Source organism: Streptomyces sp. NPDC017095 (assembly GCF_044332325.1).
Classification (GTDB): Bacteria; Actinomycetota; Actinomycetes; order Streptomycetales; family Streptomycetaceae; genus Streptomyces.
In genome coordinates this window covers 161,217-175,768 of record NZ_JBIROU010000003.1, presented here as the reverse complement: position 1 = coordinate 175,768, position 14,552 = coordinate 161,217, and the positions used below count along the sequence as shown (strand labels likewise).

Here is a 14,552-nt window from a genome sequence, read left to right as displayed (position 1 = left end):
GCCCGGTCCTGGCCGCGTACTCGGGCGGGTACCCGGACACGGCTGAGTACGTGCGCTCTGGCCGCCGCCGGCGTACGGCGCGACGGTGGAGGCATGCGACAAGATCCGAGAAGGCTTCTGCTCCGCACGCTGCCGCTGCTCGCGCCCGCCGTCGTGGCGTCCCTGGCGTGGGCCGCCTGGCTGGGCTGGGACCAGCAGCGGGATGTGGCCCCGGACGGCACGGTGTCCGGGCCGTACGAGAGCTGGCAGGTGATCGGGCTGGTCCTGACCCTGCTGCCGCCGGTGTACTGGGCCACGGTCCGGCACCACCCCGTGAGCGCCGTCCTCGGCACCTCCGCCGGCCTGACGGCCGCCGCCTGCTACGACTGGTCGGACGACTCCAGCGGGCTCTTCGTGATCGGTGTGGGACTGGTGCTGGCCGGCAGCCTCGCCGCGACCGCCGCCGTCTGCGGGATCATCGGCTTCACACGCCGCGCCACCGCCACGGCGTAGGCCGGCGGGAGCGGCGGTGGTGCGGGCCCGTGGTCAGGGCGCTGCGGCGCCGCGGGCGACGGCGGGGGCCACGGCGCGGCCCCGCCCGGAGAGTCGGCGGTCCCGGCCTGGAGGGCGTCGGTCCCGCCTGAAGGGACGGCGGTGGTGCGGGCCCGTGGTCAGGGCGCTGCGGCGCCGCGGGCGACGGCGGGGGCCACGGCGCGGTCCCGCCTGAAGGGCCGGCGGCCCCGCCCGGCGGGCCGGCGGTCCCGGCCTGGAGGGGTGGCGAGGGTGCGGTCCCCTGGTCAGGGCGCTGCGGCGCCGCGAGCGACGGCGGCGGTCACGGCGCGGCCCCGCCTGAAGGGCCGACGGTCCCGGCCTGGAGAGTCGGCGGTCCCGGCCTGAAGGGACGGCGGTCCCGGCCTGGAGGGTCGGCGGTCCCGGCCCGGAGGGCGTCGGTCCCGGCCTGCAGGGTCGGTGGTCTCGCCCCGGAAGGTCAGCTGTCGTCGAAGTCCGCCTGGGCGAGGGCCAGTATGTGCGCGGCCGTCAGGGCGTTCCACGGGTCGGCGGCGGTGCGCAGCAGCCAGTCGGCCGCGGCGGCGGGCTGTCCGGGCGGGACGACCAGCAGCGCCCAGCGGCCCACCGTGCCGCAGTCCAGGGTGATCGAGTGCGCCTCGGCGTCGACGTCCGACAGGGCCACCTCGATCAGCTGGCCCGGCGCCAGCACCGTACGCGGGGCGGCGGGCCAGGCGGCCGTGTCGACCATGACCCGGGTGACGCTGCCCGGTACCGGGTTCAACGCGTCGACCAGCGCGGGCAGTTCCAGTTCCAGCGCGTCGCAGCGGGGCCACCAGGCTCCGTCCAGCGGGCCGTGGCTGACACCGGGGGTGAGCGTCAGCCGGGGCGCGGGCATCCGGTAGACGCGCGCTGCGCCCGCGGGGCCGTCGTCGGGGGAGCTTGTGGTGTCGCCCATCAGCAGATCCCGTCCCGAACGGCTCGCGGCCGTCCGCGTTCGTCGTCCGCGGGAGCGGCACCGCGGTGGCCGCGCTGCGCGAGGGCTCCCGGTAGGGCCAGGGTACGTCCGGCCGGAGGGACCCGGCGCGGCCCTCTCCCGGGCGCGGTGGCCCGCGGTGCCGGCCCGGGGAGGGGAGCGTGCGGGTCACCGGCTCCAGGGCAGGTCGTCGGCCCGGACCTCCGGGACCGGAGCGGCCGCGGGGACGTCGTGGCAGGTGAAACCGAGCCGGGTCAGAGCCCTGCGCACCTCGTGCGCCGTGAAGTCGCGGCGGTCCTGCCGGGTGATCACCTGTCCGACCTGCTTGACCGGGTAGACGCGGCGGCCGATGGTCACGCACACCCCGGTGGCGGGCTCGGGCGGGATGCCCTCCATCGAGTCCTCGACCTCGCTCTTGGTCAGGTCGAAGGGGAAACGGGCGATGACACAGCGCATGATGCCTCCAAGGACGAGCGGTCGGGCGGCGGGGTGTGACGGTCGGTCAGGGCGTGAGCGCGAGGACGCCCAGGGCGTAGCCCTGCTCGTCCACGACGGGCGAGGCGTCCAGCGTCCGCAGGCGCATCGCGGCCTCCGCCTCGCCGAGCACGGCCGCGGAGGCGGTGAACGGACCGCGGTCGAGAGGGAGGTCCCGCAGCCGCGTCCGGTCGGCGTACCAGGAGCCGCCGCGGTGCGCGGCGAGCTGCGACCGGGTGACCAGTCCCGCGCACCGGCCGTCCTCGTCCCGCAGGAGCAGGTGCGGGACCCGGGCGCCGAGGAGGACCGACAGCGCCACGTCGACCGCCATGTGGTCCTCGACCTGCGGTCCGGGAGCGTGCATGGCGTCACGGGCGGTCAGGTCCGTGCCGCCGGTGGGGCCGGCCTGCCGGGTCCGCGGCGGGAACTGCGTCAACGGCTTCTCCTCGTCGGTTGCGTCGTGCGGGTCGGGTGCGTCTCGCCGTGCGGGGCGGGTCCGGCGGTCGGTGGTGGCGTGCGGGGTGCGTCTTTCCGTCGTACGAGAGGGGCGTGCGGCCGTCGCGGGCGCGGTGCGCCGGCCGTGCGGGCCGGGCCGTCGGGCAGCCGACAGCCCGGCCGGCGGCTGTTACTGGCCGCGGTTGGCGCGCGGGGCGGAGCGGCGGCCCCGGCTGCTTCCCCGGCCGCCGCGGCCGCGGCCGGCGGAGCTCTTGCGCTCCTCGCGCTGCTCGGCGGCGGGCACGGTGATCGTGACGGGCACGCCGGACGGCGTCCGGGCACCGGTGATGCGGGTCAGCTCGGCCTCGCCCGGGCGGACCCGCGCGCTGTTGGCGGTGATGCCGGCGTCGGTCATCATCCGGTCCATCGCGCGCCGCTGGTGGGGCAGGACGAGGGTGACGACGGTGCCGGACTCGCCGGCCCGGGCCGTACGGCCGCCCCGGTGCAGGTAGTCCTTGTGGTCGGCGGGCGGGTCGACGTTGACGACCAGGTCGAGGTCGTCGACGTGGATGCCGCGGGCGGCGACGTTCGTCGCGACCAGGACCGTGACGTGCCCGTCCTTGAACTGGGCGAGCGTCCGGTTGCGCTGCGGCTGGGACTTGCCGCCGTGCAGGGCGGAGGCGCGCACTCCGACGGACAGCAGGTGCCGGGCCAGCTTGTCCGCGGCGTGCTTGGTGTCCAGGAACATGATCACGCGGCCGTCGCGGGCGGCGATCTCCGTCGCGGTGGCGTGCTTGTCGTCGTCGTGCACGTGCAGCAGGTGGTGCTCCATCGTGGTGACGGCGCCCGCGGACGGGTCGACCGAGTGCACGACCGGGTCGTGCAGGTAACGGCGCACCAGGAGGTCGATGTTGCGGTCCAGGGTGGCCGAGAACAGCAACCGCTGGCCGTCGGCGGGCACCTGGTCGAGCAGGGCGGTCACCTGGGGCATGAAGCCCATGTCGGCCATCTGGTCGGCCTCGTCCAGGACGGTGACGGCGACCTGGTCCAGGCGGCAGTCCCGCCGCTCGATGAGGTCCTTGAGCCGGCCGGGGGTCGCGACGACGACCTCGGCGCCGCCGCGCAGGGCGCTGGCCTGGCGGCCGATCGACATGCCGCCCACCACGGTGGCGAGCCGCAGCCGCAGCGCGCGGGCGTACGGCGTGAGCGCGTCGGTGACCTGCTGGGCCAGTTCCCGGGTGGGGACGAGGACCAGGGCGAGCGGCTGCCGGGGCTCGGCGCGCTGCCCGTCCAGCCGGGCCAGCAGGGGCAGTCCGAACGCGAGCGTCTTGCCCGAACCGGTGCGCCCGCGGCCCAGGACGTCCCGGCCGGCCAGGGCGTTCGGCAGGGTGGCCGCCTGGATGGGGAAGGGGGTGGTGACGCCCTCGGCGCCGAGGGCGGTGAGCAGCCGTTCGGGCATGTCCAGCTCGCCGAACGTCTCGACGGCGGGCAGCGGCTCGGTCAGCGTGACCGGCAGCGCGAACTCCTGCTGGCGCGGGGCGGAGCGCGGCCCCCGGTTGCCGGTGCGCCCGGTGGCCGGACGGGGGCTGCGGCGGCGCGTCTCCTGTGTGCGGGGGCGGCCGGAGCGTGCGGACTGTGTGCGGTTCAAGGGGAACCTTCCTCGATGCGGCACGTATCGAGGAATTCCTCCGGCGGGTTGCACACCGCACGAGTCGTACGAGGAATCACAAGAAAAGAGCCGGGGTGAAAACCGACGGCCGGGGTCTGCGGACTGCGCCTGCCGGAGGCAGGGCCGGGCCTGTCGGGAAGAGGGGAAAGCAAACGGGCTGGAACCCGCACCCGAAGAGCGCGGGCCCCAGCCACGTGATGCACGAGCCGTACGGCGTGGAGCCGTACGCCTGCGTGGGTTCGCGTCAGCGTCAGGCGGGAACGATGTTCTCGGCCTGCGGGCCCTTCTGGCCCTGCGTGACGTCGAAGGTAACCTTCTGGCCTTCCTGAAGCTCGCGGAAGCCGGAGGTGGCGATGTTCGAGTAGTGGGCGAACACGTCAGCGCCGCCGCCGTCCTGCTCGATGAAGCCGAAGCCCTTTTCCGCGTTGAACCACTTCACGGTGCCAGATGCCATATTGAATCTCCCTTGGGGGGCAGTGCCGGAGTCCGCACTTTACGGATCCCGAGTCGCCGCGATGATCACCCCTCCGGAAAGATCCGGAAAGCTCTGCGAAAGAAAAGATCCTGAAGAGATCTCTGGTAACCAAAACTGCAACTGGTATCACGCTAACACAGGTCACCGGAAAACTGCAGGCATTTCGCGGCCGTCCGGATATTCTTGCCCCGCCGGTGCCCGTATATCTGTAACGGTGGCGTCAGATTTCCAGGCCGTGCTCGGCCAGCTTCCGGCGCAGGTCCTCGGTGCGGCGCAGGGCGTCGGCGAGCCGGTCCTCCAGTTCGACGATCCGGCAGGCGGCCTCCACGGGGGTGTTCCGGTCGACCAGTACCCGGGCGCGGGCGACGATCCGCAGCTGCCGGCGGGAGTAGCGGCGGTGACCGCCCTCCGACCGCAGCGGGCTGATCAGCTCCGTCTCGCCCACCGCCCGCAGGAAGGCGGGCGTGATGCCGAGGACGGCGGCGGCCCGCCCCATGGTGTAGGCGGGGTAGTCGTCATCGTCGAGGAGGCCGGCGGCCGGCGGGTTCTCGGCGGGCATGGCACCTTCGTTCAGGGGCGGGGTGGCGGACGGGGCGCGCGCGGCGCCCCGTGCTCCGAAGGATTCGCCACCATCTGTCTCGTGGTCCAACCCTAGTCCCGTCGAGCATGGAGATCTGGTACGGCCGCGACAGATTCGGTGCCGGCGGGGGAGCCGCATCCCGAGCGGGCGGCGACGGCAGGTCCCTGGTCCGCGAGTCCCCCGTCCGGCGTCGCCGTCCCGGCGCCTCCGGTCTGCCGTCGCCGGCCCGGCGTCCCCGGCCCGCCGTGCCGGTTTCAGTGCGCCGCGCGGTCCTCCGGGGGCTGAAACCCGGCTGAAGCCGTTCTGAACCGTCCGGGCCGCACGCTCTGCGGCATGACGACGACCGACCGAGAACTCGCGATCGCGGCCACCGGGCTGCGCAAGTCCTACGGAGACAAGACCGTCCTCGACGGCATCGACCTCCACGTGCCCGCCGGCACCGTCTACTCCCTGCTCGGGCCGAACGGCGCGGGCAAGACCACGGTGGTCGGCATCCTGTCCACGCTGGTGCCCGCCGACGCCGGACAGGCGCGGATCGCCGGGCACGACCTCACCGCCGAGGCCCACCAGGTGCGGGCCGCGATCGGGGTCACCGGCCAGTTCTCCGCGGTCGACGGGCTGATCACCGGCGAGGAGAACATGCTCCTGATGGCCGACCTGAACCACCTCCCGCGTGCCGAGGGCCGGCGTGTGACGGCCGAGCTGCTGGAGCGCTTCGAGCTGACCGAGGCCGCGAAGAAGCCCGCGTCCGCCTACTCGGGCGGGATGAAGCGCCGGCTCGACATCGCCATGACCCTGGTCGGCCGGCCGCGGATCATCTTCCTCGACGAGCCGACCACGGGCCTGGACCCGCGCTCCCGCCACACCATGTGGCAGATCGTCCGCGAGCTGGTCGCCGCCGGCACCACGGTCTTCCTCACCACCCAGTACCTGGAGGAGGCCGACCAGCTCGCCGACCGCATCGCGGTGCTCAACGGCGGCCGGCTGGTCGCCGAGGGCAGCGCCGCGGAACTCAAGCGGCGCGTGCCCGGCGGTCACGTCCGGCTGCGCTTCTCCGACCCGGTGGCGTACGAGCGGGCGGCGGCCGCGCTGCGCGGCACGCACCGCGACGACGAGGCGCTCACCCTGCAGATCCCGAGCGACGGCAGCCAGCGCGAGCTGCGGGCCATCCTCGACTGGCTCGACGCCACCGGCACCGAGGCCGACGAGCTGTCCGTGCACACGCCCGACCTGGACGACGTGTTCTTCGCCCTGACCGGCAGCCCCGTCCCCGCACAGCCCACCGGCTCCCCGGACCGAACCGGCCCCGTGGACCCCGCCGGTTCCCCGGATCCCGCCGACACCCCGGACCCCACCGCCCCCGCACGGCCCACCGCCTCCGCGCACCCCGCCCCGTCCGCGCGCCCCGCCGGCAAGGAGACCACCCGATGAGCGCCGCCACCCACGCCGTCCGCGACAGCATGACCATGCTGCGGCGCAACCTCCTGCACGCCCGCCGCTACCCGTCCCTGACCCTGAACCTCCTGCTCACCCCGGTCATCCTGCTGCTGCTCTTCGTCTACGTCTTCGGCAACGTGATGAGTTCCGGCATCAGCGGCGGTCCCGCCGACCGCGCCGGCTACGTCGCCTATCTGGTCCCCGGCATCCTGCTCATGACGGTCGGCGGGACCGCCCTCGGCACCGCGGTGTCGGTGGCCACCGACATGACCGAGGGCATCATCGCCCGGTTCCGCACCATGGCGATCTCCCGCGCCTCCGTGCTGGTCGGCCATGTGCTCGGCAGCGTGATCCAGACCCTGATGGCGCTCGCGCTGGTCCTGGGCATCGGCGTGGCCATCGGCTTCCGGCCCGACGCGACCTGGGCGGAGTGGCTCGCGGCGGCCGGGCTGCTGGCCCTGGACAGCCTCGCGCTGACCTGGATCGCGGTCGGTATCGGCCTGGTCAGCCCGAACGCCGAGGGCGCCAGCAACCTGGGCATGCCGCTGATGGTGCTGCCCCTGCTCGGCAGCGCCTTCGTGCCGGTGGACCTGATGCCGGGCTGGTTCCGCTGGTTCGCCGAGTACCAGCCGTTCTCGCCGGCCATCGAGACCCTGCGCGGGCTGCTGCTGGGCACCGGCATCGGCACCACGGACGCCGTGCTGGCCGTCGCCTGGCCCGTGGGCCTGACGCTGCTGGGCTTCTGGTGGTCCACGGCCCGGTTCAGCCGCGCGTCTGGGCGGTGAGTTCGCGCAGCGCCGCGGTCCACAGCTCCTCCCGCCCCAGGGCGGCGTACGCCGACTTCGCCGCGGCGTACGCCGCCCGGTCGGCCTGCTCCGCTGCCTGCCGGCAGCGGGCCGAGGACAGCGTCGGGAACTCCCGCACCACCGGCATGCGTTCCGCCAGCGCCACCAGGCGTACGGCCGACGGATCGCCCGCCGCCAGACCGGCGAAACCGAGCCCGAGCAGGACGGTGCCGTACACGGGCAGTTCCACCGGGGCCGCCCCCTCGCCGGCCGGCGCCGACAGCATGGCCAGCAGCCGGGTCCGCAGCCGTCCGGCGAGTCCGGCCACCGGTTCCGGCCGGCCGTGCTGGGCGTGCGCCGCCAGCGCGGCCGACTGCACCTGGAGCGCCCAGGTGTCCAGGAACGGGTCGTCGGCGTACGCCGGGCCGGCCGCCCCGGTCCGTTCGACCGCCCGGCGCCACAGCCCGAGCCCGACCTCGGTCAGCCCCCGGGCCAGCGCGATCTCCGCCCGGGCCGGCAGGTCGGGGCTGTAGCCCTGCTCGGGGTCCGGCCGCTGGTCCAGGGCGGCGAGCCCGAGCCAGTACTCGGCCTCGTCGATCTCCCCGCGCTGGAGACAGGCGAGCACCAGCCCCCAGCGGACGTCGATCGGGTCCGCCCAGTCGCCCATCTCACCGAGCACCTCCAGCGCGGCGCGCAGATGCCCGTACGCCTCGTCGCCGCGCTCGGCCTGGAGGCACAGCTCGCTGATCCGCCCGTGCCCGAGCAGCAGCATCGCCGGATTGCCGAGCGGTTCCAGCGCGTCCAGCATGCGCCGGGCGCACTCCAGGGCGCGTTCCGTCTCGTGCTCGGAGTGCCACATGTAGCTGGCGACACCCGACGCGACGCCCGCGAGCAGGGGCTCGGGGGCGTCGCACAGCTCCTGCAGCCGCGTGAACCGCGGCGGATATATCTCCGGTACGGCGCACAGCACGGCGGCCAGCGCCCGGACCAGGGTGTCCGGCGGGGCGGGCGGCAGCCGGCGCAGCGTGACGAGCTGCCGTACGGCGTGCGGGCCGTGGCCCATGAACAGGCTGGCCGCGCACACCGCCGCCGCGCTCCGGGCCGCCTCCAGATCCCCGGGCTCCCCGGGCCCGGGACGGAAATGCGACAGGGGCCCGGCGGTCTCCGCGGCGAGCGCGGCGAGCCGGGCGTAGTTGCTGTCGGTGGCCCACAGCGTGGACAGCACGGCGGTGAGCGCCGCGGTGGCGGGCCCGTCACCGCGGGCCAGCGCGAACCGCAGGGCCAGGACGAGGTTGTCCTGCTCGGCCCGGACCCGGTTCCAGGCCGGCAGCGGCCGGGCGCGGAACAGCGCGTCGTGGTGGGCCCGGCCGAAGTCCCGCGCCCAGGCGAGGAACCGGCCGGCGACCCGCTCCTCCTCCCCGGCCTCGGCGCGCCGGGCGGCGCCGAACTCCCGCAGCGTCTCCAGCATGTGGAAGCGCATCCCGGCGGGACTGTCCCCGGCCTTGATCAGGGACTGGCCGGCCAGCTGCTCCAGCAGGCCCAGCACGTCCCCGGTCCCGTCCAGCACCCGCTCCGCCGCGTCCGCGGAGAACCCGCCGGGGAACACCGACAGCGCGCGCAGCGCCGCCCGGCCGTCGGGTTCCAGCAGGTTCCAGCTCCACTCGACCACGGCCAGCAGGGTCCGGTGCCGTTCCGGCGCGTCGCGCGCGCCGCCGCGCAGCAGCGCGAAGCGGTCCTGGAGGCGGCGCGCGATGTCGGCCACCGACAGCACCCGCACCCGGGCCGCGGCCAGCTCCACGGCCAGCGGCAGCCCGTCCAGATGACGGCAGATCCCGGCCACCTCGCCGGCCGGCAGCTCCACGCCGGGCCGGGCCGCCCGCGCCCGCTGCGCGAACAGCTCGACGGAGGTGGCCAGGGACAGCTCCGGCAGGTCGTACACGGACTCCGAGGTCAGCCCCAGCGCGGCCCTGCTGGTGGCGAGGACCCGCAGCTCCTTCGACCGCGACACCAACTCCTGTACGAGTCCGGCCGCGCCGGCGATCACCTGCTCGCAGTTGTCCAGCACCAGCAGCGCCGGCCCGGGGCCCAGCGCGCCGAGGATGCCGTTCACGGCGTGCTTGTCCGTGCCGCCGCCGGTGAACGGCCGGGCCTCGGCGGCCCCGACGGCCGAGGCCACCTCGCCGGCCACGTCCGCGTCGGCGGTGACACCGGCCAGCGTCACGAAGTGCACCACCGGCTGTGCGGCCGCCCGGCTCACCGCGTGCGCGAGGCGGGTCTTGCCCAGCCCGCCCGGACCCAGGACGGTCACCACCCGGGCCGTGCGCAGCAGCCCGGTCACGGCGGCGAGGTCGGCGTCCCGGCCCAGCAGCGGGTTCGGGTCGTGCGGCACACCGTGGCGGAGCGGTGGCGCGTCCGCGTTCAGCAGCTCCTGGTACACGGCCTTCAGCCCCGGCCCCGGGTCGGTCCCCAACTCCTCGCGCAGCGCGCGCCGGTAGGCGTCGTACCGGCTCAGCGCGGTGGCCCGGCCGGCCGTACCGGCCTCGCAGCGCAGCAGCTCGGCGAGCACCTCCTCGTCCCGCGGCAGCTCCCGGGCCAGCCCGGCCAGCGGCTGGACCGCCTCCGCCCGCCGGCCCACCCGGGCGAGGGCGAGCGCCCGGGACCGCAGCAGGGAACGGAACGCCCGGACCCGGCCGGCGCGCAGCGCGACCACCGGGTCGTGCAGGTCCTCGCCCACCGCGGCGCCCACGGTCCCGTCCCACAGCGCCAGGCCCGCCTCGGCCTCGGCCAGGGCGCCCTCGTGATCGCCCGCCCGGGCCCGCTCGGCGCTCGCGGCCTCGTGCAGCAGCAGCGCGGAGCTGTCGATCCGCGTCTCGTCCAGGCCCAGCCGGTATCCGGCCGGGGTGCTCACGACCAAGTCGGCGCCGGCCTGCGCCCTGAGCCGCGACACCAGCACCTGCACCGCCTTGCCCGGCCGCTCCGGCAGCTCGTCCGGCCACAGCCCTTCCACCAGCCGGGCGGTGCTGCACCCGGTGCGCGGATCGTCCCCGAGCAGCGCGAGCAGACCGCGCAGCCGGGGCGCGGTGATCTCCCGTCCGCGACAGGCGACTCGGGACAGCAGGATCAACTCGGTCGTCACGCGTGCAGAGTAGCCAAGAGCCTTTCGCGGGACCCCCGTCACAACATGTTCACACCAACGGTCCGGTGACCGGAGGCGCCCCGGGCACCCGTTCACGGCTGTCTGCCGGGGAGGAGCCCGAGCCGTGGTCGTCATCGCCTGCCTTCTGCTGCCCGTCATGGGAGTACTGCTGTACGGCATGGACCGTGTCGAGAACTGGCTGACGCGTCCGGCCCGGCCGCCCCGCCACGCCGGCGCGCGCCCTCTGCGCCTGCTCCAGGGCGGCCGCCGCGAACCGTCCGTGCGCCGCGCACCGTCCGTTCTCCGTGAACCGTCCGTGCGCCGGGTGCCGGTGACCGGACGAGTGCCGGGAGCCGGAGAGGAGCACCGCCGGGCCGCCTGAACCGGGGGCCCCAGGGGCGTCTACGTCGCCGAGTGCGGGATACCCGCAGGTCATGAGGTTGCCGACGGAGTTGCGTGACATTGATGGTGCCGGGGCACGGGCAGCCGCCCGCCGTATCCCGCCGAAGCCGGCCAAGGTGCTGTCGGCGGTCGAAGAGGCGGCGGAGAGTACGAAGCTGTGGTGCGGCGCCGCCGTGCTGATGGCCGCCACGGGCGGCCGGCGGGGCCGGAAGGCGGCGGCCGCGGGACTGGCCGCGGTGGCGGTGGCACAGCTGCTGTCCAACGGTGTCTGCAAGCAACTGGCCGGCCGTGAACGGCCGCCCGAGGAGTGGTTCCCGCACGACGAGGTCCACGACCGCCCGGACTCCTCCTCGTTCCCCTCCGGGCACACCGCCGCCGCGGCCGCCTTCACGGCGGCGGTCGCCCCGGCCTGGCCCGCGGCCGCCGCGCTGTGCGCCGTACCGGCCGCGATGGTCGCGCTGGAGCGCGTGCAGTCCGGCGCCCACTACCCGAGCGACGTCGTGGCGGGCGCCGCCGTCGGTCTGCTCAGCGCCGGGCTGGTACGGCGGGCACCGCGCCGGCTGCTGCGGCGCGCCCCGTGGTGAACGCGGTGGCGGCCGGGCCGAAACCGGTGACCTGAACGGCGGACACCGGGGTACTCGCGAGCTGACCGGACATAAGCACAGACGGGAGGTGAGCGCCGTGTCGAGTACGCAGCCCCGCACCGGAACGGACGGGCACGCACCGGTTCCGGAGCCGGTGGGGGAACTGGTGCAGCGTGCCTCGCAGCAGCTGACGGAGCTGGTACGCGGTGAACTGCGCCTGGCGCAGGCGGAGATGGCGGAGAAGGGCAAGCGGTACGGCAAGGGAGGCGGACTCTTCGGCGGCGCCGGCGTGGTCGGCTTCCTGATGCTTCAGGCCCTGGTGGCCACGGTGATCGCCGCGCTCGCGGTGCCGCTTCCGGTGTGGGCCGCGGCCCTCATCGTGACCGCGGTGCTCGGTGTGATCGCCGCGGTGCTGGCGCTGAACGGCAAGAAGCAGGTCGCCCGGGCCGCGCCGCCGACCCCGCAGCAGACGATCGAGAACGTGAAGGCCGACGTGGCCGAGATCAAGGAGAGTGCGCATCGATGACCCAGCCGCCCCACGACGAGCCCACCGCCGCGAACCCCGGCGAACTGCGTGAGCAGGTCGAGCAGACCCGCCAGGAACTCGGCAAGACGGTGGAAGCCCTCGCGGCCAAGACCGACGTCAAGGCACGCGCCCAGGAAAAGGCCAACGAAGCCGCCGCGAAGGCCGGTGAGCTGAAGGAACAGGCGGTGGCGAAGGCGGGTGAACTGAAGGAGCAGGCCGCCGTGAAGGCGGAGGAGCTGAAGGGACAGGCCGCCGTGAAGGCGGGCGAGCTGAAGGAGCAGGCCGCCGTCAAGGCGGAGGGGCTGAAGGAACAGGCCGCCGTCGGGGCGGGCACGGCCCGGACCAAGGTCGCCGAGGCGGCGGCCAAGGCCCAGGACAGCGTGCCCGAACCGATCAGGGACAAGGCGGTCCAGGGCGTTCGGCTGGCCCGGCAGAACCGCCCTGTGCTGCTGGCGGTCGCCGGCGCCGCGGCCGTCGTCTGGCTGGCCTGCCGCCGGCGCAAGGGCTGAGCGTGGCCGGAGCGCCGCCGGAAACCGCACCCGGTTCCCGGCGGCGCTTTGGCGTACGCGGACCCGGCCGGCCCGGAGCCTCGCCGCACCCCGGCCTCACCCGCCACCGCGGGTTGTGCTTACGGGGCGCCGGTCTTGTTGAAGCCCTTGTCCAGGTAGGGGGACTGGTCGACCACGAAGCCGTCGTCCGCGACGAGGCGGGCGATGCCGCCCTGGTCCCGCCAGATCTCGCTGGAGGAGCCGAAGGAGAAGCCGCCGTACTCCGGGTGGTTCTCGTTGGTGTAGACGCGGTAGCGCTGGCCGGGCTGGACGACCGTACCGGGCGGGAAGGCGAAGGAGTACCCGGTGGGCTTGGCCTCCACCTTCCAGCCGGTCAGGTCCTGCGGTGCGCCGCCCTGGTTGAGGATCTCGACGTATTCGTCCGCCTGGCCCGTGCCCGTGCCCTGGTAACGCAGGCCGGAGATGACCACGTCGGGCTCGTCGAGCGTGAACATGCAGACCACGTGGGCGAAGTTGATGCCGCCCTCGGGGCTGCGGAACTGCCGGACGATCTGGCCGTTGCGCTCGAACCCGCTGAGCACCGCACGGTACTGCTTGCCGTCGACCGTGACGGGCTGCGGGTGGACGAAGGTCTGCAGGTCGACCAGGTCGTCGTCCGCGGGACTGGTGCCGGTGGTGTTGGGCGTCTCGTCGTGGTGGAAGCTGAAGGTGAGGTCGGTCGTGGTGCCGTCCTCGAACATGACGGTGACGGTGAGCTGGACGTCGAACCGGCTCGGGGTGACGGTCGTGGGCTTGTTGCGGTGCACGAAGGTGCCGATGACGAACTCGGTGCCGTCGAGCTGGACGTCCGCGGCCGCACCGCGGAACTGGTACCCGCTCTGGCTGCCGGCGCTGCCCCACTGGATGTAGTCGGTGCCCAGGCCGCTGACCGGCGAGATACCCGGGTTGGTGGACGTGAAGACGCCGGAGGTGACGACGGTGGTCATGGTGTCTGGTTCCCGCTTCCTCAGTCCTCGTCCTCGATGACCTCGGCCTTGAGCCGGGCCGGCGGCGCGGTGCCGATCTGGGCGGTGCCGTCGGTGTGGCGGCCGGGTGCGGCCCCGTCGACGGCTTCCAGTCCGCAGGTGTAGACGATGCAGTCCTTGTCCTGGTCGCCCGTGTTCAGGTGCACGTGGGAGGTGAAGGTCAGCGTGCGTCCGTCGTCGCTGACCTTCGCCTGGACGGGGGGCAGGCCGCCGCCCGTGGTCTGGTCGATGCGCTTGTACTGGGCGCCCACCGTGCCGTTCCAGCGGAAGCCGGTGGGGGCGGTGAACACGTGCTCGCGCTCGCCGGCGTCGACCGTCTCGTTCCAGTTCGGCGTGCGGACGCAGATGTTGACGGTGGTGCCGAGGCCCCCGGGCGCGTCCTCGACTCCGCCCTCCTGCCACACCACGAGGTCGAGCTTCTGGGCCCGGCCCTGCTCGTAGCCCCAGTCGTAACCGTTCGCGTACTGGTCCTGCTCGCCGCGCGCACCGTCGCGCGGCGGGTCGGCGTAGGGCTTCCCGGCGAGCGCGTCGGCGCGTCCCTTCTCCTCCCCCCGTTTGTACGCTTCCCTCTTGGTCTGCACATCGGTACTCATCTCCGGGGCCTCCTGGGGCTGTGGTCGACGCGTGCGACGGAAGAAGGGACGTCCTGGTGCGGGTCGCCCCGGCGTGCGGGAGGCGGGCAGGCCCGACACCGCACACCGCGCGGGTTCGCCGGACGCGGATCGTTATGAAGGGTGCGTCCGCGAGACGGACCTCGGGGCGCTGCCCGCGGCTTCCGGCGGGGCGTCCGCGTGGGTGTCGCGGCACGCACCGGACTTTCCTCCGGGTCCATCGTTAGCCCGGACCTGCCGGTGATATGCCGTCATTCCCCCGTTTGGTATGCCGAATCGATTCCGCGTCACTTGTGCGAGTGAGATCGAGGCGTACTACGGCGCAGGGGAGCGGAGAAGAGCGCGTCAGCGCGCCCCCTGTCGCGTGCGCCGGTGCGGGCGCCGGCCCGCAGTCCTCCTGTACGGCCCCGCCTCCGTCCCCGCCTCCCTGTCCTGCCGCTCC

16 protein-coding genes are annotated in these 14,552 nt (G+C 74.3%); 7 read left to right on the top strand and 9 right to left on the bottom strand.

What is annotated here, in order from left to right; genetic code table 11:
* Positions 1 to 93 precede the first annotated feature (93 nt).
* Entirely contained in the window at positions 94 to 492 is a 399-nt protein-coding gene (locus ACH4OA_RS06940) for a hypothetical protein (RefSeq protein ID WP_397967988.1), read from the top strand.
* A gap of 475 nt (positions 493 to 967) precedes the next feature.
* On the opposite strand, the gene ACH4OA_RS06935 is transcribed toward ACH4OA_RS06940, so the two are convergent.
* The 6 genes from ACH4OA_RS06935 to ACH4OA_RS06910 form a co-directional block, all read right to left on the bottom strand.
* A complete protein-coding gene (locus tag ACH4OA_RS06935; protein ID WP_397936255.1) occupies positions 968 to 1,444 on the bottom strand; it encodes a DUF5994 family protein in 477 nt (158 codons plus the stop codon).
* A gap of 186 nt (positions 1,445 to 1,630) precedes the next feature.
* Positions 1,631 to 1,918 (bottom strand): SCO5918 family protein, encoded by a 288-nt coding sequence (locus ACH4OA_RS06930; protein ID WP_365880892.1) that lies wholly within the window; start codon positions 1,916 to 1,918, stop codon positions 1,631 to 1,633.
* A 46-nt stretch (positions 1,919 to 1,964) separates the two neighbouring features.
* The gene (locus tag ACH4OA_RS06925) at positions 1,965 to 2,372 is read right to left on the bottom strand and encodes a CBS domain-containing protein (RefSeq protein WP_397936252.1); all 408 of its coding nucleotides are present in this window, start codon (positions 2,370 to 2,372) and stop codon (positions 1,965 to 1,967) included.
* Between the two features lie 189 nt (positions 2,373 to 2,561).
* On the bottom strand, positions 2,562 to 4,019 hold the full coding sequence (locus ACH4OA_RS06920) for a DEAD/DEAH box helicase (RefSeq protein WP_397936250.1): 1,458 nt from the start codon (positions 4,017 to 4,019) through the stop codon (positions 2,562 to 2,564).
* Between the two features lie 271 nt (positions 4,020 to 4,290).
* Positions 4,291 to 4,494, bottom strand: coding sequence for a cold-shock protein (locus ACH4OA_RS06915; protein ID WP_007383480.1), 204 nt, complete (start codon positions 4,492 to 4,494; stop codon positions 4,291 to 4,293).
* Between the two features lie 241 nt (positions 4,495 to 4,735).
* The gene (locus tag ACH4OA_RS06910; protein WP_397936249.1) at positions 4,736 to 5,074 is read right to left on the bottom strand and encodes a MerR family transcriptional regulator; all 339 of its coding nucleotides are present in this window, start codon (positions 5,072 to 5,074) and stop codon (positions 4,736 to 4,738) included.
* A gap of 354 nt (positions 5,075 to 5,428) precedes the next feature.
* On the opposite strand from ACH4OA_RS06910, the gene ACH4OA_RS06905 reads away from it, so the two are divergent.
* Positions 5,429 to 6,526, top strand: coding sequence for an ATP-binding cassette domain-containing protein (locus ACH4OA_RS06905; RefSeq protein ID WP_397936247.1), 1,098 nt, complete (start codon positions 5,429 to 5,431; stop codon positions 6,524 to 6,526).
* Positions 6,523 to 7,317, top strand: coding sequence for an ABC transporter permease (locus tag ACH4OA_RS06900; RefSeq protein ID WP_397967986.1), 795 nt, complete (start codon positions 6,523 to 6,525; stop codon positions 7,315 to 7,317). The genes ACH4OA_RS06905 and ACH4OA_RS06900 overlap by 4 nt, the downstream gene beginning before the upstream one ends.
* On the opposite strand, the gene ACH4OA_RS06895 is transcribed toward ACH4OA_RS06900, so the two are convergent.
* Positions 7,295 to 10,453, bottom strand: a complete 3,159-nt coding sequence (locus tag ACH4OA_RS06895) for an ATP-binding protein (protein WP_397967983.1) — start codon at positions 10,451 to 10,453, stop codon at positions 7,295 to 7,297. The two genes, ACH4OA_RS06900 and ACH4OA_RS06895, sit on opposite strands and share 23 nt — an antisense overlap.
* 124 nt (positions 10,454 to 10,577) lie before the next feature.
* Here ACH4OA_RS06895 and ACH4OA_RS06890 point away from each other — a divergent pair, with 124 nt between their 5' ends.
* The 4 genes from ACH4OA_RS06890 (at position 10,578) to ACH4OA_RS06875 (ending at position 12,474) form a co-directional block, all read left to right on the top strand.
* Entirely contained in the window at positions 10,578 to 10,835 is a 258-nt protein-coding gene (locus ACH4OA_RS06890) for a hypothetical protein (protein WP_397936244.1), read from the top strand.
* A gap of 52 nt (positions 10,836 to 10,887) precedes the next feature.
* Complete coding sequence (locus ACH4OA_RS06885; protein WP_397967982.1) at positions 10,888 to 11,439, top strand: phosphatase PAP2 family protein; 552 nt, start codon at positions 10,888 to 10,890, stop codon at positions 11,437 to 11,439.
* Positions 11,440 to 11,536: 97 nt separating this feature from the next.
* Positions 11,537 to 11,965 (top strand): phage holin family protein, encoded by a 429-nt coding sequence (locus ACH4OA_RS06880; RefSeq protein ID WP_397967980.1) that lies wholly within the window; start codon positions 11,537 to 11,539, stop codon positions 11,963 to 11,965.
* Entirely contained in the window at positions 11,962 to 12,474 is a 513-nt protein-coding gene (locus tag ACH4OA_RS06875; RefSeq protein WP_365941455.1) for a DUF3618 domain-containing protein, read from the top strand. Before ACH4OA_RS06880 ends, ACH4OA_RS06875 begins: the two co-directional genes overlap by 4 nt.
* Before the next feature lie 119 nt (positions 12,475 to 12,593).
* On the opposite strand, the gene ACH4OA_RS06870 is transcribed toward ACH4OA_RS06875, so the two are convergent.
* Together ACH4OA_RS06870 and ACH4OA_RS06865 are read right to left on the bottom strand one after the other, a co-directional pair.
* Complete coding sequence (locus ACH4OA_RS06870; protein ID WP_397936239.1) at positions 12,594 to 13,460, bottom strand: choice-of-anchor K domain-containing protein; 867 nt, start codon at positions 13,458 to 13,460, stop codon at positions 12,594 to 12,596.
* A gap of 20 nt (positions 13,461 to 13,480) precedes the next feature.
* Entirely contained in the window at positions 13,481 to 14,092 is a 612-nt protein-coding gene (locus ACH4OA_RS06865; protein ID WP_397936238.1) for a hypothetical protein, read from the bottom strand.
* Positions 14,093 to 14,552 lie beyond the last annotated feature (460 nt).